Genomic DNA, 24,064 nt, shown 5'->3' on the forward strand with positions numbered 1-24,064 from the left:
TATGTACGTTTTTTCAGACTAAATTCAATCATAAAAAAGTTGCCTTAAAAGACTCTGCGGAGCCTTCTAAGACAAGCTTTTTTTACGTGTTATATTTACTTAGTGCGTGTGGCTAGTCAGTTCTGAAATACACTCTTGGACAAGTGTAACGGACTGACTCATCGCTGCGCCTCCGCCAAATGCTGCTGACACTCCGCATGCTTCTAAAATTTCTTGCTCAGTTGCACCTTGATCAATGCAGCCTTTTGTATGATAAATCATACAGTACTCGTCTTGAGCTACTACGCTGATTCCTAGCGCGATTAACTGCTTTTCTTTTTTAGAAAGAGAACCTTCTCCAAAACATGCTTCAGTAAACGCATTAAACGTTTTTGTTACTTCCGGCAATTTTTCACTAAATTTCCCAACACCCATTTTATAATCATGAAGTGCTTGCTCAGTTGAATGACGTGCTTCTTGCTGCATAACGTCAGCTCCCATCATCAGTAAAGTTTTCACGGTTAGTATGCGTGAGAAAAATAAGAGTTATTCGTTTTGCGGCATACAAAAAAAAGCACTTGCCCAGAGGGGACAAGTGCTTTTCTTCTATTATTTATTTACCGGCAGTACTCCGCCTTTGTATTTTTCTTTAATATAGTCTTGAATTTCTTTAGAGTGAAGAACTTTCACTAAAGCTTTCACTGTATCTTTATTTTCGTCACCTTTGTGAACCGTAATGATATTTGCATAAGGGTTATTTTCTTTGCTTTCCACTGCGATCGGATCTTTTACTGGATCTAAACCAGCATCGATAGCATAGTTAGCATTGATAACAACAGCGTCACCTTCATTGTTTTTGTACATTTGAGGTAACAATCCGCCTTCAACATCGGCTTTAAATTTTAAATTCTTAGGGTTTTCCACAATATCTTTAATTTGTGCGTCTGTTTTCTTTACGCCTGGTTTTAATTTGATCACGCCAGCTTTTTCAAAAATCGATAAAATACGTCCTTGCTCTGCTACTGCATCACGCATAATAACTGTGCCGTTTTTCGGAAGATCTTTTAAGCTTTTGTATTTTTTAGAGTAGATACCAATTGGTTCAATGTGAATGGCACCGGCACTTACAAAATCATACCCTTTTTCACCTTTATGATCTTTTAGCACTGAATTCATATAAGGAACGTGCTGGAAATAGTTTGCATCAATTTCATTGTTTGCAAGAGCTGTGTTCGGTAAGATGTAATCTTGGAATTTTTTAATTTCTAAGTCAATTCCTTGTTTTTCTAAAATCGGTTTTGCTTGTTCTAAAATTTCAGCATGAGGCGTATTAGATGCACCCACGACAATTTTCTTTTCATCTTTCGATCCATTGTTAGATCCACATGCAGCTAATCCTACTACTAGCGCAGATGTTAATGCTAAAGCTGAAAGCCATTTCTTCATAATAAATAGTCCTCCCTTTATCTTTTATCAATTTTTGCAGTAATCGCATCTCCAATAAGTTGGATAATAAATACAATAATCAAAATTAAGATCGTAGCGGCTAGCGTTACGTCATTATGACTGCGCTGGAATCCTTCTAAATATGCAAGGTTTCCAAGACCTCCAGCTCCAATCACACCCGCCATTGCCGTATAACCGACTAACGCAATGGTTGTTACTGTCAAACCGGAAATCAAAGCTGGCAGCGATTCAGGTAACAGCACTTTAAAGATAATAGTGCTTGTTGTGGCTCCCATTGATTTAGCAGCTTCAATAACACCTTTATCAATTTCACGCAGACCAATTTCTACAAGACGCGCATAGAATGGTGCTGCTCCAACAATTAAAGCCGGTAACGCTGCGTTAGCGCCTAAAATACTTCCTACCAACGCTTTGGTAAATGGAATCAGTAAAACAATTAAAATAATGAATGGAATGGAACGAAAAATATTTACAACTGCTGACACAATGGCATATAAAGGTTTGTTTTGCCAAAGCTGTCCTTTGGACGTTAAAAATAAAAGCAACCCCAATAAAATACCTAGAACAAACGTGGCTATAACTGAAATAGCCGTCATATATAGTGTTTCATTTGTCGCTTGAATAAAATCATCTAAAATAACGTTTGGAAATAGTTTCTCAAGCATTCGTCATTACCTCCACTTCTACCTGCTGCTCATGAATGTATGCAATGACTTTTTCAACTTCTGTTAATTCTCCGTCTAAATGAACGAACAACGTCCCGTATGAACCTGTTTGTGTATGAGAAATCTTTCCTTGCAAAATATTAATCGTTACATCAAACTGTTTTAAAATCGTTGTAATGAGCGGTTGCTCTGCTTTTCCGCCAACAAACGTCAGCTGAATAATTTGCCCGCTTGGATACAGCTCTTTTACTTGTTCAATCGTTTCAAACGTTTCCTCTGGTTCAGAAATCTGTTGAACGAATCGTTTTGTAATCGGCTGCTTAGGTTTTCTGAATACTTCTAGCACTTGTCCTTCTTCTACTACTGCCCCATTTTCCATAACGGCTACTCGATGACAAATTTTACGAATGACGTGCATTTCATGAGTAATCAATACAATGGTTAACCCAAGCTTTTCATTAATATCTACTAACAGATCTAAAATGGAATCTGTCGTTTGGGGATCAAGCGCTGATGTTGCTTCATCACAAAGCAATACTTTTGGATTGTTCGCTAGCGCTCGAGCAATCCCAACACGCTGCTTTTGTCCGCCGCTAAGCTGTGATGGATAAGCATCTTCACGCCCTTCAAGCCCGACCAGCTTAATAAGTTCGTCTACTCGTTTCATTCTTTTTTCTTTTGAAATCCCTGCTATTTCTAACGGAAAGGCAATATTTTCTCGTACCGTACGTGACCACAAGATATTAAAGTGCTGAAATACCATACTAATTTCTTGTCTAGCTTTTCTGAGTTTTCCGCCTTTAATTTTTCCAATATCATTACCTGCTACTTCGACCGTTCCTGTCGTTGGTGTTTCTAATCCGTTTAGCAAGCGAATCAAAGAACTTTTCCCCGCTCCGCTATAACCAATAATTCCGTAAATTTCACCTTGGTTAACGGTTAGATTCACATTATCAACAGCTGTTACTCGACCGCTTTTAGCCTGATAAATTTTTGTAACGTCTGTTAATGTAATCATATTTCTTCACCTTCTTTAGTAAAAACTTGATTATGTTAGGTTGCCCTATAGAATGAAAAAGCCGTAAAACATTTTTCCCCATCAAAAAAGCCTCTCTGCGCATGACAGAAAGGCTCGATATTTAATCCTTTCTCTCATCTTTCAAAGCGCATAGCTTTGCAGGAATTGGCACCATTTCAGTTAGTCTGACGGTTGCCGGGTTTCACAGGGCTCAGTCCCTCCACCTCTCTTGATAAGAGTTCGCAACAATTATTTTGTTTTTGGGAAATATTCATTCATTTATGAACATTCATGAGTGTGATTTTAGCATGTGTCAGATAGGCTGTCAACAGATTTTACCCTTGGGATAATATCCCAAGATTTCAACAGCCCCAACGGTTCGCTCTCTTTCCATTTCTTCATTTTAAACAAACGTTTGATTATCGAAGTTCTTCAAGCACGTGCTCGATGGAATGAAACGCATAAAGTTTTTTTATCATTTCGCCATTTTTCACTTCAATCAAACAAGGTACACTTTCAATGGAAAATAACTCTGCTTTTGAAGGCATATAATTTAAATTGCTCATTCCGATGGTTACATCCGGCAGCATCGCTTCTGCCACGGTTAACATTTTTTTTGCCAGCTGACACGTTCCGCAAAAAGGCGTATGGAAAAAGATAAAGGCTCTTTCTCCTTCTTTTAACTGATCATCAAGCTGTTTTTCGCTCCATTCTTGCATGTTGCTCATTCCTTTTATGTTAAAAATTCTGCATTAACATCGATATTGGCACTCAGTAATACTGTTGCTATGTGATGTCTAGGGGCGGCAGCAACTTCTCGGTACATTTTATCAATATATAAATGCTCTGCTTCCGGAAGCTCTCGTTTAAATTGTTTTCTCAGCTTATTCCCTGAATCATCAGAGTCAACGAGTATGTATACCTCTTTGTTAAACGTACAGTCAATAATTTCATCCAGCTTTGATAAACTAATCGTACCGTTTGTACAAATAATTTCAATTGGTTCTCGAATGATATCTTGAATACGCTTTTTATCTGATTTTCCTTCGACAATAATTACTTTTTCAATTTCAATTAGCCCCATTTTCATCACCCGTAATCGTCAGTTGTATAGTAACATCATTTCTTTATGCTATACAATATTCGTTAATGTATCACAGTTCACCTGTTTTTTAAAAGAAATTTGCAAGAAAGAACTCTTTTAAAAGGCAGTTTAGGCCATATTATTTCCATAAAACAAGAAAAACAGCGGCAGTTGCCACTGTTTAGCACCATCCTGCTTCTTCGTCGCAGTCTGTATATTTTTGCGTTTCACCTTGTTTTTGTACGTCCGCATATTGATAGAACTTATTATTTTCTTGCGAATATCCTTCTTCAAAGCGGTATTCATTGCCGCTTGTCCCATAACTAACTTCACCAATTGGCTGCTTATCAACATATAATTTCATACCGCCGTCATGAAATTTAGCTGTAACGCGATCTGTAACGTCCATTTTTTGTTTTTCAAACATAAAAAGACACTCCTTTAGCTTGTTTACTAATAGAGTGTCCAGTCAAAAACTTTTCATAAAGACAATTTATGGAGGAGTATTATCCTTCGTTTGTCATTTCTTCGTATTGCTCTGCTGTCATCAGCTTGTCTACTTGAGAAGCATCAGATGGTTTGATTGTAATCATCCATGCTTCTTCGTATGGAGATTCATTAACAAGTTCAGGGCTATCGCCTAAGTTGTCGTTTACTGCTACAACTTCACCGCTAATTGGTGCATAAAGCTCAGAAACTGTTTTTACTGATTCAACGCTACCAAACGGCTCGTCAGCTTCTACTGTTGCTCCTACTTCTGGCAGTTCAACGAATACGATGTCTCCAAGCTCAGCCTGAGCGAAATGTGTAATACCTACGCGGACAACGTCTCCTTCTGTTTTTACCCATTCATGCTCTTCAGAATAACGCAAATCTTTTGGTGTACTCATCTTAATCCCTCCAAAATATGTATCGTAATTTGTTTATATAAAAAGCGCCTTCAACGTGGAGAACACTTTCTACAACCTAAAATAACTTCCTATTAACAGTGTAACGTAAAAGGTAAAAATTTTCTATTTGAAAACTTACTTCCACACGTTCTCAAACTGCTCTTCTTTGAAACCAAGCGTTACTTTTTGTCCATCTGTTAGCAGCGGACGCTTAATTAACATGCCATCTGATGCAAGAATCGATAGAAGTTCATCTTCACTCGCACTGCTTACTTTATCTTTCAGTCCTAATTCGCGATATTTTTTACCGCTTGTATTAAAGAATTTTTTTAATTCTAAACCGCTGTTCTGATAATAAGACTGCAGCTGCTCTTTTGTTGGCGGGTTTTCTACAATATGAATTTCTTCATACGCTACTCCATTATCATCCAGCCACTTCTTTGCTTTTCGGCACGTGCCACACTTTGGATATGAATAAAAAAACAATGACATTTCGTCAACCACCCTTTATTTTAAGCTTTTTTCGTATTTTAACACATCCTTTATCATTTACCTAGATAGAGGCTTCTTAAACAAAAAGGAGCTCGTAAAACGAGCTCCTTTTTTCTTAAACTGTGAACTTCTCTACTTCTAGAAGTGTTTTTGCAATCTCGCGCTTTACGCTAATTACATTAATTGGTGTATAGCGAGTTAACTTACGAAGAGACGAAAGCATAACTCTAAGCGTATCACCTTGTTCAACGCCAATTAACGTTTCTTTTGCATCTGCTTCGATTCGATTAAATGCTTCTTGGCAGAATACTTGCGTATATTTTACTTTTAAGCTGTTTTGATCTACTCCTGTTTTGGAAATGGCTTTTTCAGTACGTAAAACAGTGGATTCCATTGCATATACGTTACTAATCATATCGGAAATATTAACGAGAATTTCTTGTTCTTTCTCTAATTCTTTACCGTATTTCTGTGCAGCTAGACCTAAAAGCAAGAGCGCAATTTTCTTCCCATTTTGCACAAGCATTTTTTCTTGATCTAACGGCTCATTCCCTACTTCCTGCGGCATAAGCATCATCAATTCTTCTTGAAGCGTTTGTGCTTTTTGAAGCAGCGGAAGCTCTCCTTTTAGCGCTTTGCGTAAATATGTGCCTGGTACTAAGAGACGATTAATTTCATTTGTTCCTTCAAAAATACGGTTAATGCGGGAATCACGATACAGGCGCTCGATTTCATACTCACTCATAAAACCATAGCCTCCGTGAAGCTGCACCCCTTCATCTACGATATAGTCAAGAGATTCCGTTGCAAACACTTTATTTAATGAGCATTCAATGGCATATTCAGCAATGGAAGCGGCAATTTGCTTTCCGTCTTTTTGCTGTTCTTCGGAAAGCTGGCCCATATGGTCTTCAAAAAGTCCTACCGTACGGTAAACAGAGCTTTCAGTTGCATACAATTTAGAAGCCATTGTGGCTAACTTTTCTTGCGTTAATGAGAATCTAGCGATTGGCGTTTTAAACTGCTGACGCTGGTTAACATATTGAGACGTAATTTCTAACGCACGTTTCCCTGCTCCAACTGCTCCAACTCCAAGCTTATAGCGTCCAATATTTAAAATGTTAAAGGCAATCACATGGCCTTTTCCAATTTCACCTAACACGTTCTCTTTTGGGACAAGCGCATCTTCAAGAATCAACGTTCTGGTTGATGAGCTTTTGATTCCCATTTTCTTCTCTTCCGGTCCAACCGAAACACCTGGAAATTCGCGTTCAACGATAAAAGCAGAAAATTTATCGCCGTCAATTTTCGCGTACACGACGAACACATCAGCAAATCCGGCATTCGTAATCCACTGCTTTTCTCCATTTAACACATAGTGTGTGCCTTCTGCGTTAAGGCGAGCTGTTGTGCGAGCACCGAGGGCATCGGAACCAGAACCAGGTTCTGTTAACGCATATGCTGCTATTTTTTCCCCTACCGCTAAAGCAGGTAAATATGCTTGTTTTTGCTCTTCTGTTCCAAATAAGACGATTGGCAATGATCCAATTCCTACATGAGCACCATGAGTGATGGAAAATCCGCCTGCTCGAGACATTTTTTCAGCAATTAAAGCCGAGGTAATCTTATCTAAACCAAGCCCACCGTATTCTTCCGGTACATCTGCACCAAGCAACCCTAATTCACCAGCTTGTTTTAATAGCTTTACAGAACGGTCAAACTCATGCTTTTCTAAATATTCCACTTGTGGAAGGACTTCATTTTCTACAAATTCATCTGTCGTCTTGGCAATCATCTTTTGTTCAGATGTATAATCCTCTGGCGTGTAGACGCGGCTTGCATCGCCTTCTTCAATTAAAAAACTTCCACCTTTAATCATTTGTTTTGTTTTATTTGACATGTTCATATCCCCCTTTAAAATGATTATGCTAACAATTCAAATACACCAGCAGCTCCCATTCCTCCGCCAATACACATGGTGACAATTCCAAACTGCTCATTTCGACGCTGCATTTCGTGCATTAAGCTAAGAGTCAGCTTAGCTCCAGTACAGCCTAATGGATGACCTAAGGCAATAGCGCCTCCGTTTACATTTACTTTATCTTCATTAATATTTAATTCACGAATAACGCCAAGTGCTTGAGAAGCAAATGCTTCATTTAATTCAAACAATCCAATATCAGAAAGCTCCAGCCCTGCTAGCTTAAGAGCTTTAGGGATGGCAGCTACCGGGCCAATTCCCATTACTTCAGGCGGAACTCCTCCAACTGCAAATGAGCGAAACTTAAGCAAAGGCTTCAAGCCTTCTGCTTCAGCTTGTTCTTTATCCATTAGAAAAACGGATGCAGCTCCGTCACTTGTCTGCGAAGAGTTTCCAGCTGTTACGGATCCTTTAATCGAAAAGGCTGGACGAAGTTTTCCTAATACATCCGCAGTTGTGCCGGGACGAACTCCTTCATCTTGAGAGAACATCAGCTTTTGTTCACGGAGCTTATTGTTTTCATCGATTTTTCGAAGCGTCACTTCCACGGGAACAATTTCGTCGTTAAACTTCCCTTCTTGAAGTGCTTTTGCTGCTTTTTGATGGCTGCGTACAGCAAATGCATCCTGGTCTTCACGTGAAATGCCGTATTTCATCGCCACTTGTTCTGCTGTATGTCCCATGCCCATATAATATTCCGGCGCATTTTCAACCAGCTGAACATTCGGACGTGCTACGTTTCCAAACATCGGAACAAAACTCATTGATTCTGCTCCTCCAGCTAACACTGCTTTGGCTTGCCCTAGCATAATTCGTTCTGCACCGTAGGCAATACTTTGCAAACCTGATGAACAATAACGATTAATCGTTATTGCTGGCACCGTATAAGGCAAACCCGCAAGAGCGCCAATATTTCGAGCCATATTCAAACCTTGTTCCGCTTCAGGCATCGCACAACCAATAATTAAATCATCAATTGGCCCTTCGTATCCGCCTGCTCGTCGAAGAGTTTCTTTAACCGCGATAGCTCCCAAATCATCAGGTCTAACACTTGCCAGTGAACCTTTTTTTGCTTTTCCGACCGGTGTCCTAGCACCTGCTACAATAACTGCTTCTCTCATTTTTTCTCCCCCTTAATTACGCAGTGGTTTTCCTTTAACTAACATGTGCTGCATACGTTCTTGAGACTTTACTTCTCCAACAAGGCTTAAAAATGCTTCTCTCTCTAAGTCCAGCAAATACTCTTCATCAACTTCCGAACCAAACGCTACACGTCCTCCGGCTAACACAAATGCTAACTTACTAGCAATTTTATAATCATGTTCTGATATATATCCTGAATATTTCATGGATTGAGCTCCTAGCAGCAACGTTGCATATCCTGTTTCTCCAACCACAGGAATCTTAGTTCTTACAGGTGGTTTATAGCCCGTGTCATGTAAAGCAAGGACTGAGTTCTTCGCATCATTCAGCAAGTGATCTCCGTTTACGCTGATAGCATCATAGCGATTTAAAAAGTTTAGCTGTCTAGCTTCAGCAGCAGAAGTGGATACTTTTGCAGTAGCAATGGTTTCAAATGTTTTATTAGCAATTTGCTGAAGATCAAGCGTTACACCGTTCGGTAAACCATTTAGCTGTTTGATATAAAGCTCCTTGTTACCTCCTCCGCCAGGAATTAACCCGACTCCTACTTCTACAAGGCCCATGTAAGTTTCAGCAGAAGCTTGGATTTTAGCTGACGGTAAGCAAATTTCTGCTCCGCCTCCAAGAGTCATCGCAAATGGAGCTGCAACAACCGGCTTTTCATTGTATTTCACCTTCATCATTGCCTGTTGAAATTGTTTAATGACAAGCTCAACTTCAAAATAATTGTCATCTTGTGCTTCCATCAAAATCATAGCTAAGTTAGCGCCAACGCAGAAATTTTTGCCTTGGTTTCCTATGACCAGCCCCTTATAATTCTTGTTCACTTCTTCAAGAGACTGATTTAATAAGCTGATAATATCTAGCCCAATCGCATTGTTAGGAGATGTAAACTGCAGGCACGCCACATCATCTCCTAAATCAATTAAACTCGCTCCGCTGTTTTCTAAAATGACATTATTTTGAGAACGTAAAGATGACAGATGAATTACCTTTTTATTTTCTTTTACCGCTTTATACTCATCATCTTCGTAGTAAAGCGTTTGACCTTCCATTTCTTTATAAAAGCTTGTAAATCCATTTTCTTGCATTTGTTTTATCCACTGCGGAACTGCTAAACCAGACTGCTCCATCTTCTCCATTGACTTTTCTAAACCAATTGCATCCCACGTTTCAAAAGGACCCATTTTCCAGCCAAATCCCCACTTCATAGCTTGATCAATGGCCACGATATCGTCGGCTATTTCATTTTTTAACTGTGCTGCATATACAAGAACGGGACTGATCACATTCCAAAGAAGCTGTCCAGCACGATCATCAGAATATATAAGCGCTTTCATTTTATTTTTCAGCCCTTTTGCCTGCTTGCTTAATTCGGTAGAAGCTGTTTTTAACTTCTTTCTCTCGACGTATTGAAGTGTATTAGGATCAAGTTCTAAAATTTCCTTGCCTTTCTTTAAAAAGAAGCCTTGCCCCGACTTGCTTCCCAGCCAGCCATTTTCCTGCATTTGTTTCATAAATAAAGGCACATCAAACACTTCTTTTTCTTTGCCTTCCACTTTGTCAAATACATTGTTGGCCACATGAATAAATGTGTCTAGTCCCACTACGTCTAACGTTCGAAACGTTGCGCTTTTTGGTCTTCCAATTAAAGGGCCTGTCACAGAGTCAACTTCTCCCACACTGTAATTACCTTTTAACATTTCTTGAACGGTCACAAGTAAACCGTACGTACCGATACGGTTGGCGATGAAGTTAGGCGTATCTTTTGCAATAACTACTCCTTTACCTAATACATCTTCACCAAACGTTTTCATATATTCAACAATTTCTGGTTTTGTGTCATGAGTTGGAATGATTTCTAATAACTTTAAATAACGCGGTGGATTAAAAAAGTGCGTTCCTAAAAAATGCGCTTTAAAATCTTCTGAGCGTCCTTTAGCCATTTCGTGGATCGATATTCCCGAAGTATTTGAACTTACGATACTTCCTTTTTTTCTTACACTGTCAATTTTTTCAAACAACTGCTGTTTAATCTCAAGACGTTCGACTACTACTTCAATAATCCAATCACAGTCGCTTAACTGCTGTAAATGATCTTCAAGATTTCCTGGCGTAATTAACGATAGTGACGACTTAGACGTTAAAGGCGCTGGTTTTTGCTTCGTTAATTTAGCTAGAGCAGTTGTACTCAACCAATTTCTCACTTGCCTATCTTCAAGCGTTAGCTGTTTTTTTTCCTCGTCTGCTGTTAATGAAGTTGGAACCACGTCTAGCAAAAGCGTTGGAATTCCTACATTCGCTAAATGAGCTGCAATTCCAGATCCCATAACTCCTGAACCTAAAACGGCGGCTTTTTTTATGTTCATAATTATCCCCACATCCCCTTTAATATATTGAATGAATGGTCATTCATTTTATGCGTAAAAAAAGAGAGTCACTGTTAATCTCTGTTTTTACTATAAAACATTTTTTAAATTTTCGCAATATATTCACAATATTATCTCTAACTATTTTTAATGTGTTTGGTTATCTTAATACACAGGAGGTGATTTTGTGAGCAAATTAAAGAAGGATCCATCGTCAGCAGGCGTAAGCGCAGCAAGCGTTAAGGGAAATGCTGGACCTGTCAATGAACCGCACGGCCGTGGCAAAAAGACATCTCAAAACCAACAGTACACAAAGCATAATACACAAGGACATTAACCTCAAAATCGAACATGAGTAATCGAATCATGTTCGATTTTTGATTATTTCTTACTTTGTCATCACGACCATTTCATTATTATTTTTTTACGATTCCTTTTAAGACAAATGCGACATTTGCAGGTCTTTCTGCAAGCCGTCTCATAAAATATCCATACCAGTCCGTTCCATAAGGAACGTACACTCTCATTTTATATTGTTCTGCTACAAGCTGAACCTGCCTTTCTGATCGAATGCCGTATAGCATCTGAAATTCAAACTGATCGATTGGAATTCCATGCTTTTTAACAAACTCTTTTGTATACTGAATGATTCGTTCATCGTGAGTAGCAACTGCTGTGTAGTGACCGTTTAATAGGTGTAGTCCAATTATGTTTTTGAAGTTTTCGTCTACGTCTTCTTTATCAGGAAACGCCACGTCTGCTGCTTCTTTGTATGCACCTTTCACTAACCTTAATTTAGGAGCATAAGCATCTAATTCACGGACGTCACTTTCTGTTCGATATAAGTATGCTTGAAGCACCGTCCCTACGTGTTCATACTCATTTTTTAATTGTTTAAATAGCTTAATCGTCTTGCTGCATCTCTTATAGTCCTCCATATCAATCGTCACAAATACGCTATGTTTTTCCGCTTCTTCAAGAATACGCCGCATATGATGAAGCGCCAAACCTTCTGAAATATCCAGTCCCATAGACGTTAATTTTAAAGAAATTTCTGAATCTAATCTTTCTTTGTGTATAAGGTGAATGGCCTTTATGCATTGAGCTGCAGCATGATCAACTTCAGCCTCACTTTCTACAAACTCGCCAAGATAATCAATCGTTACTTTCAATCCCTGTTCATTTAGCTTTCTTATCACACTAACAGCTTCATCGATGGTTTCCCCTGCAACAAATCTTGCTGCTCCAAAACGTAAGCCATAGCGCTTAGCCAGCTTTGTTAACTTTTTGCTTTTTGATAACAATAAAAAAAAGTTTCTTATCGTTTGTTCCAAAGCAACCCCCCGCCTTCACTTGTCATACGCCTCACAAAATTTATTTAATTATCATTAATTTTACCATTTTTCAAACTAGATAGATAGGCACCCTTTATTAACATATGCATACAAAATCAAAAAGCGACCGAGAGCTTTTAGATAAAAAAACATCCATCAGCTTTGTGATGAATGTTTTTATTCTGGTTTTCGCTCTGACGCTCGATGCGCTTCATTCAGCTCTTTTATTTCCTTCACAATCTCGACCATTTCCGCTTTTGCTTCTGGATATAATTGATTCCAATGCTTTGTTAAAGGCGGCATAGATTTTGAGATATGGTTGTAAAGTGCCCACATTTTCACTTTTTCCTGCAGCTGTTCGTCACTTTCTCCAACCATTAGTTCCGTATACTTTGCAATCAAACCGTCGAATTGCTCTTGAAAGGTTTTACTCATGCGCAATCACTCCTTTCTTTGGTTTACAAATAACCGGACACGTTCGACAATAAGTCTCTTTGGCTCCTGTTTGGTAGGACAAACAGCACGTTTGCCGTCCTCTTATCTCCTGCTTTTGTTTCTCTATATATTGAGGAGATGAACTGTACCGAGCAAGCGGATTATGATGATATGAACCAAAGTGACGGCCCTCAGCTTCTTCTAACACGTATCGTAAATTCTTTTGCACTTGCACATTGTCTATTTCTTCGTTTGCTAAAAGCAAATCATCAAGCCAGTGAATATAAACAGCTACGTTTTCCCACAGCGTCAGCTTTGAGATTTTTGTCACTTTACGCAGTACTGACCATATCGGCTCAATTTGATGAGCAAACAATTCATCAAGAAGTTCATCAAGAAGAATTTCGCGATTATCCTCTGTTACTTCTGTCGTCTCAATTTCTGAGATAAACACTTTTGGAAGCCACACCGTTTCAACTTCTTCGGTATGCAAAGATACATTTTTAGTCGATGCATTTATCTTTTTTTGAAACACAATAAATGAATACAAAGCCGCAACCACAACAAAACTATACCGCTTCGCTAACATTGAAGCAGCTGCTCTCAAACTAGCGGCCTCCATCGTCTCTTGAATCCATAACAGCTGCACCTTCACCTTACTTTCATCCATGCAGCTGGCAGGAGACAACCTGTACAGCGAGTTATCTTTAAACGTACAGCGGAATTTTTCTGCTAACTCGCTTTGCTCTTTCTTATTGAGCATGCTGCGTTTCAACTCGCAGCTTATTCACAATACATCGTCCGCGCCCATGAGGAATACAAAGAGGCGTTCCAAATAACGGATCCACCGTCACTTCGCAGTTCATATTAAAGACTCGCTGTACTAAATCACAGTTAATGACTTCTTCTGGTCTTCCCTGCGCATAGATTTTTTTATCTTGAAGCGCTACAATATGATGAGCATAGCGGCAGGCTAAGTTTAAATCATGCAGCACCATTACGATGGTACGATTTTCTTTTTCATTCAGTTCAAATAACAAGTCCAAGATCTCAATTTGATGCGTCATATCTAAATACGTTGTCGGTTCATCAAGTAAAATAATATCCGTATCTTGTGCTAATGTCATGGCAATCCATGCGCGCTGACGCTGCCCCCCAGAAAGCGAATCAACTTGACGATCTGCCAAGTCTGCTAAACCTGTTGCCTCGAGTGCATTTTGTACTTTTTCTTCATCTTCTTGAGACCACTGACGGAACCAATTTTGATACGGATAGCGCCCTTGTTTAACAAGCTGCAGCACTGTCAACCCTTCAGGTGCAACAGGACCTTGCGGAAGAATTGCTAGCTGCTTTGCAATTTCCTTGGTAGGAAGAGAGGAAATTTTAGAGCCTTCTAGTAAAATAGAGCCGGCATGTGGCTTCAACAACCTTGCTAGTGAACGCAGCAGCGTAGATTTTCCGCATCCATTACTGCCGATAAAAACTGTAATCTCACCCTTTGGGATGGTAACGTCAAGCTCATCTATAATCATCGCTTCTCCATATGATAATGTTAGCGATTTTGTTTCTAACGAATGCATGCGAATCGCTCCTTCTACAAAGAATGCTATACGTTTCTTTGTTTATATAGTAAATAAATGAAGTACGGTGCGCCAATTGCAGCTGTAAATACACCTGCTGGCACTTCGATTGGCAAGAAAAATGTTCGGCCAATTAAATCTGCTGCCGTGATTAAAATCGCTCCGATTAATGCCGATAGCGGTATTAAAGCTCCAAATGACGAACCAACAAGCTTTCGGGCAATATGAGGAGCAAGTAATCCTACAAAGCTAATTCCACCGGCAAATGCAACGGCACTTCCAGTTAAAGCTGTGCTCATCAGCAATAGTGCCAATCGATTTTTTTGAACGCGACTTCCAACGTTAGTCGCAATTTCTTCACCTAATTCTTGAACATTTAAATTTCTAATCATTAAAATCGTGATTATAACCAGCCCTATTGTAACAGGAACTAGTACGGAAACACTGGCCCAATTTGAACCATACACCGTTCCGGTAATCCAAATATTTGCCTGACTGGCGCGGTAGATAGGACCCATAATCATAAACAGCGTGGTCATAGCTTTCGTTAACGCTGTTAATCCAATTCCTATTAATACTAGTGTAATAGGAGAGACGCCATTTTTCCAGGCAAACACATAAAGCAAAAGCGCCACTGCCACGGCACCTAAAAATGCGCTAACAGGCATCCAATTAATACTTACGGTTAACGAGTTGCTTTTATCACTAAATAGTGTCAAAAATAACACTACACCAACTGACGCTCCTCCTGTTAATCCAATTAAGTCTGGTGAAGCAAGCGGATTTCTCACAAGCCCCTGCAAGATAGCGCCCGCAATAGCTAGACAAATACCAGCACAAATGGCAACAATAATACGCGGTAGTCTAAAAGATGTAACAACTAATCGTTCAAACTCCAACCCATGACCCGCTAAAATTTTAATTACACGAAGTGGATTAATAAATAAGTCACCCGTACCTGCACTTAACAAAAAGAGTGCAACAAGGAAAGCTGAAAATCCGGTAATGATTAGAGTAGCTTTTATATTAACTAAAAATGAAATTCTCTTTAAGCGAAGAGATAAGTATGTTTTCATGACGCCTTTGCCCCTTTCCTTGCCATATAGATAAAGAAAGGTGTACCAATAACAGCAGTCATGACTCCAACAGGGATTTCTTGAGGCATAATGACATACCTGGCCGCAACATCAGCTAATAAAATTAAAATCCCGCCCACAACCGCACTATAGGGAAATACCCAGCGATAATCTTGTCCTACGATTGCTCTTACAACGTGAGGAACAATAATTCCGACAAAGCTAATGGGACCGGCTACTGCAACGGCTCCCCCGGCTAAGATCGCAATAATGATGCCGCTTATAATTTTGACAAGAGCTGTTCTTTGACCTAATCCTTTGGCTACGTCTTCACCAATCGTTAAAATATTAATTTTTGAAGCGATAAAAAAAGTAACAACAATTGCTGGCACTACATAAGGCAGTATGCCATACAGCATTTCAACCTTGCGTCCTTGCACAGACCCAGCCAGCCAAAAGAGGACTTGATCAAGCGAAGATTCATCCACAGCCAGCAGTCCTTGTGTTAAAGAAGAGAAAAAGGCTGCAATAGCCGCTCCTGCAAGCGTTAGTTTAATAGGCGTTAACCCTTCTTTTCCAATGGACCCAAGAAAATAGACAACCACTACGGTTAATGCCGCTCCTACAAATGCAATCCATGTAAAAGCTTGAAGTGAATTGACCGAAAAAATCATCACTGCAACAACGATAAAAAAGCTGGCCCCAGCGTTCACACCAATAATATCCGGTGAAGCAAGTGGGTTTTTCGTTAACGCCTGCATCATTGCTCCTGCAATTCCTAAACAAATACCTACCACAGCACCGATTATAGCGCGCGGCAATCGAATATTTTGAATAACTATGTGCTCATTCGAACCGTTAAACGCTTGAAAAGCTTCAAATGCTGTTTTGATACTTGTATCTGTGTATCCGAGTACGATACTTAATCCAATACAGATTAAAAGCAGCATGATTCCAATGATGAGCCCCATTACTTTCATTTGAACACTGCGTAGCATCATTTTCATTGCTCTCCTCTAAGATGATTCCTATATATATCTAACCTTTAGTTTAGGAAACATTGAAAAAAGTGTCAATGATTTTGAGAATCATTTTCAACTTTTAATTGACACCGCTTAAAAGTTAGAATATTATCTTAATTGTTAATGAAAATCATTATCACTTACGAGGGGGAAAAGATGTGAATACATATTCTAAAGGCAAGTTGTCATATTTGTTATCCATTCTTACCATTATGACACTGCTTGTGCTGGCAGCCTGCGGTAATTCAAACAGCGCTGACGGGGATAAAAAAGAAAAAACTGAGGGTTCTAGCGAAACTTATACAGTAAAACACGCAATGGATAAAACAGATATTAAAGGAACGCCTAAACGAGTGGTCGTTTTAACAAACGAAGGTACTGAAGCTCTTCTTGCAATGGGTGTAAAGCCTGTTGGTGCTGTTCAATCATGGTTAGGAAATCCGTGGTATGACCATATTAAAGGTCAAATGAAAGGCGTTAAAAGTGTGGGTACAGAAAGCGAACCAAGCTTAGAAGCAATCGCTGCTTTAAAGCCTGACTTGATTATCGGAAATAAGATGCGTCAAGAAAAAGTTTACGATCAGCTAAGTCAAATTGCTCCGACTGTATTTTCTGAAGAGCTGCGCGGAGATTGGAAATCAAACTTTGAGCTATATGCAAAAGCGGTAAATAAAGAAGAAAAAGGTAAAGAAGTATTAGCTGACTATGACAATCGCGTAGCAGATTTAAAGAAACGCCTTGGAGATCAGTTAAAACAAAAAATCTCAGTTGTACGCTTTACAGCTGGAGACGTTCGTATTTATCATAAAGATTCATTCTCAGGCGTTATTTTAGACCAGCTTGGATTTGCTCGACCTGAGTCTCAAGACAAGGATGATTTTGCTGAAATGAATGCAACAAAAGAACGCATTCCGGCAATGGACGGCGATCAGCTATTCTACTTCTCTTATGAAACGGGAGACGGTGAAGCAACAAAGCTTGAAAAAGAATGGATAAACGATCCTCTCTTTAAAAAGCTAAAAGTGGCTCAAGAAGACCATGTTCATAAAGTAGATGATGCTACTTGGAATACAGCAGGCGGTGTTTTAGCAGCTAATATCGTACTTGATGATATTGAAAAAATCTTCTTGGATAAAAAACAATAATAATATGAAAGAAAGAGCTTCGACGAATCGAAGCTCTTTCTTTCATGTATAATGTATTTCCTTTCATCGCACACTAACCGTGGTCTCACTTTATTAAATAGGAGTGGTGAAAATGAATTCAAAAAAACAGCCTAAAAAGCAGCCAGATACAAATGAAATGGCTGACCGCCAGTTCGAAACAGAAGATTATAACCGACAAGATGCACTCTCACAAGGTCTAGCAGAAACACATGAGCAAGTAAGCGATGCCTATCAAGAAGGATCATTTGAAGATACAGATCGTTAATAAAAAAAGAGCTGACTCTAAGTCAGCTCTTTTTTATTTTGAATGCTGCCATGCCGTTTTAGGCAATGACATGGACATCCACTGCTGGCGCTTTGATTTATCAATCGTTACTTTCTTTGCTTTAATTCCTTGTTGAATCAGCTGTTTCATTAGTTTATCAATTGACTTCATCGCTATTCACCTCAAAAGCGGAAATTTGTTTTGCTTCTACTCTTTTACTTTTTTGCGCTTGAATTTCATAAAAAGCTCATAGACAATTGGAACGATAATGAGCGTAAGCAGCGTAGAACTTGTTAGTCCTCCAATTACCGTAACCCCTAGCCCTTTTGAAATAAGGCCTCCACCTTCAAATCCAAAAGCTAGTGGAAGCAGTGCACCAATCGTTGCAATAGCTGTCATTAAGATCGGGCGAAGACGTGTCATTCCAGCTTCTAGTAACGCTTCACGCGTTGAAAGACCCTCTTGCTCTTTATGAATCACGCGGTCAATCAGAACAATCGCATTTGTTACCACTATTCCAATTAGCATAAGAGCTCCAATCATCGAAGAAATACTAATCGTTTCCCCAGAGATTAAAAGCGCCACTAGCGCACCAATGAGTGTAAATGGAAGTGAGAATAAGATAGCAAATGGTGCTAAACCTCCACCAAATGTCAGTACCAGTACGAAGTACACGATACCAATGGCTGCGAGCATAGCAATTCCTAATTGACTAAATGAGTCATTAATTTGCTCTGATGCTCCGCCAAAGCTGATATCCATATCACTTGGCAAATCAATTTTCTTCACTTCTTTTTGGACGTTAGAAGAAACGCCGCCTACATCGTCACTCTTAATATCGGCACTTACCTCTGCATAAATTTTATTATCACGGCGCGTTACCGTATTCGATGTTTTACCTTTTTTAATGTCGACAACTTCATCTAATGTAACTTCCTGTCCAGTTTGAGAGGTCACTTTTGTGCTTGAAAGTTCGGCAAAAGTAGAGAAATCCTCTTTTTCTTTTGGAAGGTACACGTTAATTTCGTTTCCGTCTTTTTGAATAGTTGTTAATACTTCACGCTGTCCAAGGTTGGAAATTTGCATGCCGATTTGACTAGCAGACAAGCCGAGTTCAGCAGCTTTCTTTTGGTTCGGTACTAGCGTATATTCATCAAACGTATCTGAAAGCGTAGAATCGACATTTTTCAGCTCTTTATGCTTTTCTAAAACATGCTGAACTTTATCAGCATAAGGTTTGATTTCATCTAAGCTATCTCCGTAAATAAGGACGTTTAATGAATTATTGCTGCCGCTAGACGCCGTATTCATTGAGCCCCATTCACCTTGATTCGCTTGTTTATTAAGAGCTTTTAATACTTTATCCTGCTCTTTATCAAAGTTTTGTGTATCCTCGTCATATTGCACAAATGTTAAAACGTTATTTTTGCTTCCCGGATTAAAAGAGTTACCTTCACCGAACGAATACTGAACCGTTTTGACACCATCTCGCTTCATCAAGTACGCTTCTGCACGATTCGCTGCTTTTTCTACGTCGCTTTGAGACTGTCCGGCTTTCGGTGTATACGTAAGCGTCAGCGTTTTTTCTTGATCGGATGATAAGAAGCTTACGCCAATAGAAGGAACTAAGAATAAACTTCCTACTAACAGTAGTACGGCTAACCCAAAGGAAATAAGCTTATGGTTTAGCGTCCAGTTCAAAATTCGCTTATATCCGTGTGCTAGTTTGCTTGGCTTTTCTTCTTTTACTTTTACATTTGTTTTAAATAACGAATGAGCAAGCATTGGCACGAGTGTTACCGCTACTAGCAGTGATGCTAACAGTGCAAAAACAACCGTTAAAGCAAATGGTAAGAATAGCTCTCCTACCGGTCCTTCTACGAGACCTAACGGTAAGAATACGGCCACGGTTACGACTGTAGAAGAGAAAATTGGAACAAACATTTCTTTCGTCGCCGCGACAATTAAATCTTTTCCTGTAAGCTTTTCTTCCTGATAAGCCATGCGGCGGTAAATATTTTCAATAACGACAATGGAATCATCTACCACCCTTCCGATGGCTACAGTCATCGCTCCAAGCGTCATAATATTTAAAGAGATATCCATTGATTTGAGCGCCAAAATGGCGATTAATAGCGAAAGCGGAATTGAAATAACGGCAATAATCGTTGAACGAATATCACGTAAAAACAAAAGAATAATAATAACCGCAAAGACCGCACCGATAATAGCTTTATTTAGCATCGTATGAACAGAATCTTCAATCGGTTTACCTTGATCAAAAATATTGTCAACGTGGAGGTCTTTATTTTTCTTTTCTAGGCTATTCATTTTTTCTTTAATATCATTTACAACATTTACTGTGTTCGCATCCTTCGCTTTGACAACTTGTACAGCAATTGAAGGTTTTCCGTTCGTGCGAGAAATAGATTCTGCTTTCCCCGTCACTTTAACGTCCGCAATTTCTTTTAATTTCACAGTTGGAATCGAAGCTGCGGACGGCGCCTGCTGCACGGCTCCTTGTGTCTGCTGCTGGCTCATTCCTTGTTGCTGATTTTGAGCAGCTCCTTGACTAGGCACAGCTGGAATCTCTAAGTTTTCTAAGTCTTTTTCTGTTGTCATCTTTCCGTCTACCACAACGGATTTCTGAGATCCATCCATAGTATACGTACCAGCCGGCACTTTTGCATCAGATGCTTGGATCAGCTTTTTCACTGTATCTTCATCGAGTCCCAGCTGCTTGAGCTTGTCTTGTTTGAATACAAGTTCTGCTTCTTCAACTTGTTCTCCCGATACGCTGACCGAAGAAATTCCCTGCACTTTTTCAACTTGTGGAACAACGGTATTTTTCACATACTTCGTTAAGTCTTCTAATGACTTTTTATCATCTGAAACACTTAATGAAATAATCGGAAAATCACTGATGCTTTGTCTTGAAACATTTGGTTCCTCTACATCATCTGGCAGATCGATGTTTGAGAGAGCGCGTCTAACTTCGTCTTCTGCCTTCTCCATATTTTTACTAAAGCTATATTCAACTTGAATGGTAGCCATATTTTCATAAGAAGACGAGCTAACTGTGTCAACGCCGCTCAGTCCCTGAAGCTTTTGTTCAATCGGCTTACTCACCTTATCTGCCACTTGTTCCGGAGTGGCTCCCGGATAAGTTGCACTTACTGTTACAACAGGCGTTGAAATATCAGGAATGGTCTCTAGCTTCATATTAAATCCTGAATACAGCCCTGCAATAATGACAAAGAGTGTTAACAGCCATACTGCAAATTTATTTTTTAATGAAAATTTAATAAACTTCCCCAATGCATATCCTCCTTTAAATGTATGTATACTAATAAAATTGACTGATCGGTCACAACAACTTAAAATATAAATGACTAACCGGTCAGTGTCAACCCTAAGCAGGCTCTCTCCTGACTTGTTCATAATAAAGACATATTTATGATCATCGTTTTTTAAAGGAACTGACTCTCGTTCTCAACTTTGATATATACCTTTATCTTTTTTAGTGTATGATACTATTATCTAACGAAATGAATGGCCAAATTGTTCAATAAAGGAGGTAGAATACGTGAAAGAAAAAGAGAAAAAAATAATTGAAGCAGCGATTAAGCTTTTTGCCAAAAAAGGATTTAATGCTACCTCTGTGCAAGAAATTGTAGATGAATGCAATATTTCCAAGGGCGCGTTTTACCTGCACTTTAAGTCTAAGGATGCACTTTTATTATCGATTCTAAACTTTTACTATGAAAAGCTTTTTAGTTCTGTTTATGCTCTCGACGAGGAAGTAAACGATGCCCGCAGCCGCTATATGAATCAGCTCATCTATTTCTATGAATTTATTACAGAGCACAGAGATTTTATTATCATGCAAATCCGTGAAAAGTCTATTCCATTTAACAAAGAAGTGGAGACCTTTGTTCATAAAATGCAGCGAGAAACGTTTTACTTTCATCGTAAAAGCCTCGTTAGCGTATACGGAGAAGACGTAACTCCTTATATCTCGGATTTAACAAAAATGATTGAAGGTATTCATCATTCCTTTTTAGAAATTATTATCTTCAATCAATACGAGCTTACCTTTAAAGAAGTAGCGCAGTACATAATGGACCGAGTTGATGTATTAGTAGAAGATTTATTAACTAGAAAACCTCGTCCCCTTATTCCAGCTTCTTTTGGTGAAGACATATACGGAAAGGAACGAACGACTTTTCTAAGTAAAAATGAGCAGGTAAAACAAGCTCTTGAGGAAATTAAACATCTGCTAGACACCAGCGATCATATTTCTGATGAGCACGCAGACAGCTTTCACATTTTAAAAACGGAACTTAAAAAAGATAAGCCTACTGCTGCTATTGTAAAAGGCATGGTGGGGAATTTAACGGAACTTAAACCGTTGGAAGAACCGCTTAATCTTTTAACAACCTTACTCCAACAAAAATAACAGAAGGCTTCAACAAGCCTTCTGTTATTTTTCTGCTTTTGAACTAGATACTCCCCCAGATAACACGAACTTCATTGCCTCTTCCGGCTTAATATCTAACCATTCAATTTCTTCTTTTGGAATCAAAAAAGTAAAGCCCGCTACTTGAAAAGTTTGTGGAACATAGACGGCTACGTGTTCTTTTAATGAATGAATCACCTCGTCTACTTCTTCAGACGTTACAAATCCAATGACTTTCATTGACGTGCCAGGCATCGTCACTAAAGCGACTTTTGAAAATGACTTTTTCTCTCCAAGAAAAGATTGAAACGTGTCTTTAATAACACTATATAGCGTTTTAACAAGTGGTATTTTTTCTAACAATCGATCAATTAAGTTAATAATTTTCCCCGCAAAAAAACGAGTGGATAACCATCCTAAAAACGTAATTAAAACAAGAGTCACCAAGATTCCGATCCCAGGTATATAATCCTGCTTCATATAGGGCTTCAATACGTTTCCTAAAATGCTGTCTAAAAAATTAAACACTCTTACCAAAATATAAATAACAAGGATAATAGGGACAATAGTTAAGAGTCCATTAATAAAACTTTTTATGATTGCTTTCATGCAAACACCTCATTTTTTCTGACATACTGCTGTTCATTATACAATGGATTGGCTTCATCTGCGTCTCTTTATTTTTATTCACATACGTATAAACTAGGGACGTTTTATCAAAATAATAGATGGGTACATGAACATACATACTTATATATTTATTTTTTCGGAGGGATACAATTGGGACGTTTAGAATCAAAAATTGCTGTTATTACAGGGTCAAGCTCTGGTATAGGAAAAGCAACTGCTGAGCGCTTTGCGAAAGAAGGCGCGGTTGTTATTTGTGCCGATATTAATTTAGACGGTGTGAAAAAAGTAGCTCAAGAAATTAAAGACGCTGGCGGTGAAGCCTACGCCTACTATATCGATGTAGCTGAAGAAGAAAAAGTAAAAGAATTCACAGCAGAAATTGAAAAGAAATTTGGAAAAGTAGACATTCTTTTTAATAATGCAGGGACAGACACAGAAGGCGGCAAACTTCACGAATATCCAGTAGAACTTTGGGATCGCTTAATGTCGGTAGATTTACGCGGAACATTTCTTGTAAGCAAATACGTTATTCCGCTGATGTTAGAAAATGGCGGATCGATTATTAATAATTCATCCGTATCCGGACTGGCAGCAGACTTAGACCGTTCTGGCTATAACGCAGCGAAAGGTGCTATTACCAACTTAACAAGAACCATGGCAATTGACTACGCTCGTGAAGGTATTCGCGTTAACTCAATCGCTCCTGGAACAATTGAAACACCTCTTCTTGATGATTTATCAGGCGCTGAAGAAGGAAAAAAATTCAGAAAAGCATATGAATGGGTGGATCCGATGGGCCGTTTAGGTAAACCGGAAGAAGTAGCCGGGGCTGTATTATTTTTAGCATCCGATGACAGCTCATATGTAACGGGTGATTGCATTACGGTAGATGGCGGTCATATGGCGTATACATGGCCTGGAAAAATGCTTTACGATAAAATGTGAGAATACAATTAGCTCTATACCACAAGGTATAGAGCTTTTCCGTTTGAATTTTTTCTTTAAAATA

General features: G+C 39.0%; 26 protein-coding genes and 1 riboswitch. Of the genes, 5 read left to right on the forward strand and 21 right to left on the reverse strand.

The features are described from left to right. Window positions 1–99 precede the first annotated feature (99 nt). The 12 genes from ACO1DI_RS09650 to ACO1DI_RS09705 all read right to left on the reverse strand — a co-directional run bounded on the left by ACO1DI_RS09650 (window position 100) and on the right by ACO1DI_RS09705 (window position 11,091). Window positions 100–465: a carboxymuconolactone decarboxylase family protein gene (locus tag ACO1DI_RS09650; protein ID WP_013059648.1), complete on the reverse strand. Its 366-nt coding sequence runs from the start codon at window positions 463–465 to the stop codon at window positions 100–102. A gap of 123 nt (window positions 466–588) precedes the next feature. Next, complete coding sequence (locus tag ACO1DI_RS09655) at window positions 589–1,425, reverse strand: MetQ/NlpA family ABC transporter substrate-binding protein (RefSeq protein ID WP_014457885.1); 837 nt, start codon at window positions 1,423–1,425, stop codon at window positions 589–591. 17 nt (window positions 1,426–1,442) lie between these two features. Then, complete coding sequence (locus ACO1DI_RS09660; RefSeq protein WP_013085342.1) at window positions 1,443–2,111, reverse strand: methionine ABC transporter permease; 669 nt, start codon at window positions 2,109–2,111, stop codon at window positions 1,443–1,445. After that, window positions 2,104–3,129: a methionine ABC transporter ATP-binding protein gene (locus ACO1DI_RS09665; protein ID WP_014457884.1), complete on the reverse strand. Its 1,026-nt coding sequence runs from the start codon at window positions 3,127–3,129 to the stop codon at window positions 2,104–2,106. The genes ACO1DI_RS09660 and ACO1DI_RS09665 overlap by 8 nt, the downstream gene beginning before the upstream one ends. A 131-nt stretch (window positions 3,130–3,260) precedes the next feature. Next, window positions 3,261–3,368, reverse strand: a riboswitch (SAM riboswitch). A gap of 180 nt (window positions 3,369–3,548) precedes the next feature. Beyond that, a complete protein-coding gene (locus ACO1DI_RS09670; RefSeq protein WP_042991833.1) occupies window positions 3,549–3,848 on the reverse strand; it encodes a thioredoxin family protein in 300 nt (99 codons plus the stop codon). Window positions 3,849–3,862: 14 nt separating this feature from the next. Then, the gene (locus tag ACO1DI_RS09675) at window positions 3,863–4,213 is read right to left on the reverse strand and encodes a toprim domain-containing protein (RefSeq protein ID WP_025752660.1); all 351 of its coding nucleotides are present in this window, start codon (window positions 4,211–4,213) and stop codon (window positions 3,863–3,865) included. 181 nt (window positions 4,214–4,394) lie between these two features. Beyond that, complete coding sequence (locus ACO1DI_RS09680; RefSeq protein WP_014457881.1) at window positions 4,395–4,640, reverse strand: YusG family protein; 246 nt, start codon at window positions 4,638–4,640, stop codon at window positions 4,395–4,397. Between the two features lie 79 nt (window positions 4,641–4,719). Next, window positions 4,720–5,103, reverse strand: coding sequence for a glycine cleavage system protein GcvH (gene gcvH / locus ACO1DI_RS09685; protein ID WP_014457880.1), 384 nt, complete (start codon window positions 5,101–5,103; stop codon window positions 4,720–4,722). Window positions 5,104–5,238: 135 nt separating this feature from the next. Beyond that, complete coding sequence (locus ACO1DI_RS09690) at window positions 5,239–5,595, reverse strand: arsenate reductase family protein (protein WP_115655035.1); 357 nt, start codon at window positions 5,593–5,595, stop codon at window positions 5,239–5,241. Between the two features lie 115 nt (window positions 5,596–5,710). Then, window positions 5,711–7,495, reverse strand: coding sequence for an acyl-CoA dehydrogenase family protein (locus tag ACO1DI_RS09695; RefSeq protein ID WP_042991832.1), 1,785 nt, complete (start codon window positions 7,493–7,495; stop codon window positions 5,711–5,713). Between the two features lie 23 nt (window positions 7,496–7,518). Then, the gene (locus tag ACO1DI_RS09700) at window positions 7,519–8,697 is read right to left on the reverse strand and encodes an acetyl-CoA C-acetyltransferase (protein WP_014457877.1); all 1,179 of its coding nucleotides are present in this window, start codon (window positions 8,695–8,697) and stop codon (window positions 7,519–7,521) included. Between the two features lie 12 nt (window positions 8,698–8,709). Further along, window positions 8,710–11,091 (reverse strand): 3-hydroxyacyl-CoA dehydrogenase NAD-binding domain-containing protein, encoded by a 2,382-nt coding sequence (locus ACO1DI_RS09705; protein WP_423145250.1) that lies wholly within the window; start codon window positions 11,089–11,091, stop codon window positions 8,710–8,712. A 184-nt stretch (window positions 11,092–11,275) separates the two neighbouring features. Here ACO1DI_RS09705 and ACO1DI_RS09710 point away from each other — a divergent pair, with 184 nt between their 5' ends. Beyond that, entirely contained in the window at window positions 11,276–11,425 is a 150-nt protein-coding gene (locus tag ACO1DI_RS09710; protein ID WP_013059660.1) for a YuzL family protein, read from the forward strand. Window positions 11,426–11,504: 79 nt separating this feature from the next. Here ACO1DI_RS09710 and ACO1DI_RS09715 read toward each other — a convergent pair whose 3' ends face one another. The 6 genes from ACO1DI_RS09715 to ACO1DI_RS09740 form a co-directional block, all read right to left on the reverse strand. Further along, the gene (locus tag ACO1DI_RS09715) at window positions 11,505–12,422 is read right to left on the reverse strand and encodes a proline dehydrogenase family protein (RefSeq protein ID WP_115655037.1); all 918 of its coding nucleotides are present in this window, start codon (window positions 12,420–12,422) and stop codon (window positions 11,505–11,507) included. Window positions 12,423–12,599: 177 nt separating this feature from the next. Then, window positions 12,600–12,857, reverse strand: coding sequence for a YusU family protein (locus tag ACO1DI_RS09720; RefSeq protein WP_182421424.1), 258 nt, complete (start codon window positions 12,855–12,857; stop codon window positions 12,600–12,602). After that, window positions 12,850–13,527, reverse strand: a complete 678-nt coding sequence (locus ACO1DI_RS09725) for an IucA/IucC family C-terminal-domain containing protein (RefSeq protein ID WP_423145212.1) — start codon at window positions 13,525–13,527, stop codon at window positions 12,850–12,852. The genes ACO1DI_RS09720 and ACO1DI_RS09725 overlap by 8 nt, the downstream gene beginning before the upstream one ends. 82 nt (window positions 13,528–13,609) lie before the next feature. After that, entirely contained in the window at window positions 13,610–14,437 is an 828-nt protein-coding gene (locus ACO1DI_RS09730; RefSeq protein WP_013059664.1) for an ABC transporter ATP-binding protein, read from the reverse strand. A 26-nt stretch (window positions 14,438–14,463) separates the two neighbouring features. Then, window positions 14,464–15,513 carry a FecCD family ABC transporter permease gene (locus tag ACO1DI_RS09735; protein ID WP_116741526.1) on the reverse strand — a complete coding sequence of 350 codons (1,050 nt, stop codon included), beginning with the start codon at window positions 15,511–15,513 and terminating at the stop codon, window positions 14,464–14,466. Beyond that, the gene (locus ACO1DI_RS09740; protein ID WP_014457871.1) at window positions 15,510–16,514 is read right to left on the reverse strand and encodes a FecCD family ABC transporter permease; all 1,005 of its coding nucleotides are present in this window, start codon (window positions 16,512–16,514) and stop codon (window positions 15,510–15,512) included. The genes ACO1DI_RS09735 and ACO1DI_RS09740 overlap by 4 nt, the downstream gene beginning before the upstream one ends. A 179-nt stretch (window positions 16,515–16,693) precedes the next feature. Between ACO1DI_RS09740 and ACO1DI_RS09745 the strand changes: the two genes are divergently transcribed. Together ACO1DI_RS09745 and ACO1DI_RS09750 are read left to right on the forward strand one after the other, a co-directional pair. After that, on the forward strand, window positions 16,694–17,680 hold the full coding sequence (locus ACO1DI_RS09745) for an ABC transporter substrate-binding protein (RefSeq protein ID WP_226556351.1): 987 nt from the start codon (window positions 16,694–16,696) through the stop codon (window positions 17,678–17,680). A 112-nt stretch (window positions 17,681–17,792) separates the two neighbouring features. Next, a complete protein-coding gene (locus ACO1DI_RS09750) occupies window positions 17,793–17,966 on the forward strand; it encodes a YozQ family protein (RefSeq protein WP_013085357.1) in 174 nt (57 codons plus the stop codon). Between the two features lie 33 nt (window positions 17,967–17,999). Here the strand turns inward: ACO1DI_RS09750 and ACO1DI_RS09755 are convergent, their stop codons facing one another. Both ACO1DI_RS09755 and ACO1DI_RS09760 read right to left on the reverse strand, forming a co-directional pair. Next, complete coding sequence (locus tag ACO1DI_RS09755; RefSeq protein WP_014457868.1) at window positions 18,000–18,137, reverse strand: hypothetical protein; 138 nt, start codon at window positions 18,135–18,137, stop codon at window positions 18,000–18,002. Window positions 18,138–18,173: 36 nt separating this feature from the next. Continuing rightward, window positions 18,174–21,284: an efflux RND transporter permease subunit gene (locus tag ACO1DI_RS09760; RefSeq protein WP_209368002.1), complete on the reverse strand. Its 3,111-nt coding sequence runs from the start codon at window positions 21,282–21,284 to the stop codon at window positions 18,174–18,176. 268 nt (window positions 21,285–21,552) lie between these two features. Here ACO1DI_RS09760 and ACO1DI_RS09765 point away from each other — a divergent pair, with 268 nt between their 5' ends. Then, entirely contained in the window at window positions 21,553–22,425 is an 873-nt protein-coding gene (locus ACO1DI_RS09765; protein ID WP_014457866.1) for a TetR/AcrR family transcriptional regulator, read from the forward strand. Between the two features lie 24 nt (window positions 22,426–22,449). Here ACO1DI_RS09765 and ACO1DI_RS09770 read toward each other — a convergent pair whose 3' ends face one another. Next, window positions 22,450–23,034, reverse strand: a complete 585-nt coding sequence (locus ACO1DI_RS09770; RefSeq protein ID WP_014457865.1) for a DUF502 domain-containing protein — start codon at window positions 23,032–23,034, stop codon at window positions 22,450–22,452. Window positions 23,035–23,205: 171 nt separating this feature from the next. On the opposite strand from ACO1DI_RS09770, the gene ACO1DI_RS09775 reads away from it, so the two are divergent. After that, window positions 23,206–24,000 carry an SDR family oxidoreductase gene (locus ACO1DI_RS09775; RefSeq protein ID WP_025752640.1) on the forward strand — a complete coding sequence of 265 codons (795 nt, stop codon included), beginning with the start codon at window positions 23,206–23,208 and terminating at the stop codon, window positions 23,998–24,000. The last annotated feature ends 64 nt before the right edge of the window (window positions 24,001–24,064 follow it).

Origin of the sequence: Priestia sp. 40, from assembly GCF_049368575.1 — a bacterium.
In the GTDB taxonomy this organism is placed as follows: Bacteria; Bacillota; Bacilli; order Bacillales; family Bacillaceae_H; genus Priestia; species Priestia zanthoxyli.

Bases quoted from the DNA above. Each gene is read 5' to 3' on its own strand.
- ACO1DI_RS09650 (WP_013059648.1), bottom strand. From the start codon at position 465: ATGCAGCAAGAAGCACGTCATTCAACTGAGCAAGCACTTCATGATTAT.
- ACO1DI_RS09655 (WP_014457885.1), bottom strand. From the start codon at position 1,425: ATGAAGAAATGGCTTTCAGCTTTAGCATTAACATCTGCGCTAGTAGTA.
- ACO1DI_RS09660 (WP_013085342.1), bottom strand. From the start codon at position 2,111: ATGCTTGAGAAACTATTTCCAAACGTTATTTTAGATGATTTTATTCAA.
- ACO1DI_RS09665 (WP_014457884.1), bottom strand. From the start codon at position 3,129: ATGATTACATTAACAGACGTTACAAAAATTTATCAGGCTAAAAGCGGT.
- ACO1DI_RS09670 (WP_042991833.1), bottom strand. From the start codon at position 3,848: ATGCAAGAATGGAGCGAAAAACAGCTTGATGATCAGTTAAAAGAAGGA.
- ACO1DI_RS09675 (WP_025752660.1), bottom strand. From the start codon at position 4,213: ATGGGGCTAATTGAAATTGAAAAAGTAATTATTGTCGAAGGAAAATCA.
- ACO1DI_RS09680 (WP_014457881.1), bottom strand. From the start codon at position 4,640: ATGTTTGAAAAACAAAAAATGGACGTTACAGATCGCGTTACAGCTAAA.
- gcvH (WP_014457880.1), bottom strand. From the start codon at position 5,103: ATGAGTACACCAAAAGATTTGCGTTATTCTGAAGAGCATGAATGGGTA.
- ACO1DI_RS09690 (WP_115655035.1), bottom strand. From the start codon at position 5,595: ATGTCATTGTTTTTTTATTCATATCCAAAGTGTGGCACGTGCCGAAAA.
- ACO1DI_RS09695 (WP_042991832.1), bottom strand. From the start codon at position 7,495: ATGTCAAATAAAACAAAACAAATGATTAAAGGTGGAAGTTTTTTAATT.
- ACO1DI_RS09700 (WP_014457877.1), bottom strand. From the start codon at position 8,697: ATGAGAGAAGCAGTTATTGTAGCAGGTGCTAGGACACCGGTCGGAAAA.
- ACO1DI_RS09720 (WP_182421424.1), bottom strand. From the start codon at position 12,857: ATGAGTAAAACCTTTCAAGAGCAATTCGACGGTTTGATTGCAAAGTAT.
- ACO1DI_RS09725 (WP_423145212.1), bottom strand. From the start codon at position 13,527: ATGGATGAAAGTAAGGTGAAGGTGCAGCTGTTATGGATTCAAGAGACG.
- ACO1DI_RS09730 (WP_013059664.1), bottom strand. From the start codon at position 14,437: ATGCATTCGTTAGAAACAAAATCGCTAACATTATCATATGGAGAAGCG.
- ACO1DI_RS09735 (WP_116741526.1), bottom strand. From the start codon at position 15,513: ATGAAAACATACTTATCTCTTCGCTTAAAGAGAATTTCATTTTTAGTT.
- ACO1DI_RS09740 (WP_014457871.1), bottom strand. From the start codon at position 16,514: ATGATGCTACGCAGTGTTCAAATGAAAGTAATGGGGCTCATCATTGGA.
- ACO1DI_RS09750 (WP_013085357.1), top strand. From the start codon at position 17,793: ATGAATTCAAAAAAACAGCCTAAAAAGCAGCCAGATACAAATGAAATG.
- ACO1DI_RS09755 (WP_014457868.1), bottom strand. From the start codon at position 18,137: ATGAAGTCAATTGATAAACTAATGAAACAGCTGATTCAACAAGGAATT.
- ACO1DI_RS09770 (WP_014457865.1), bottom strand. From the start codon at position 23,034: ATGAAAGCAATCATAAAAAGTTTTATTAATGGACTCTTAACTATTGTC.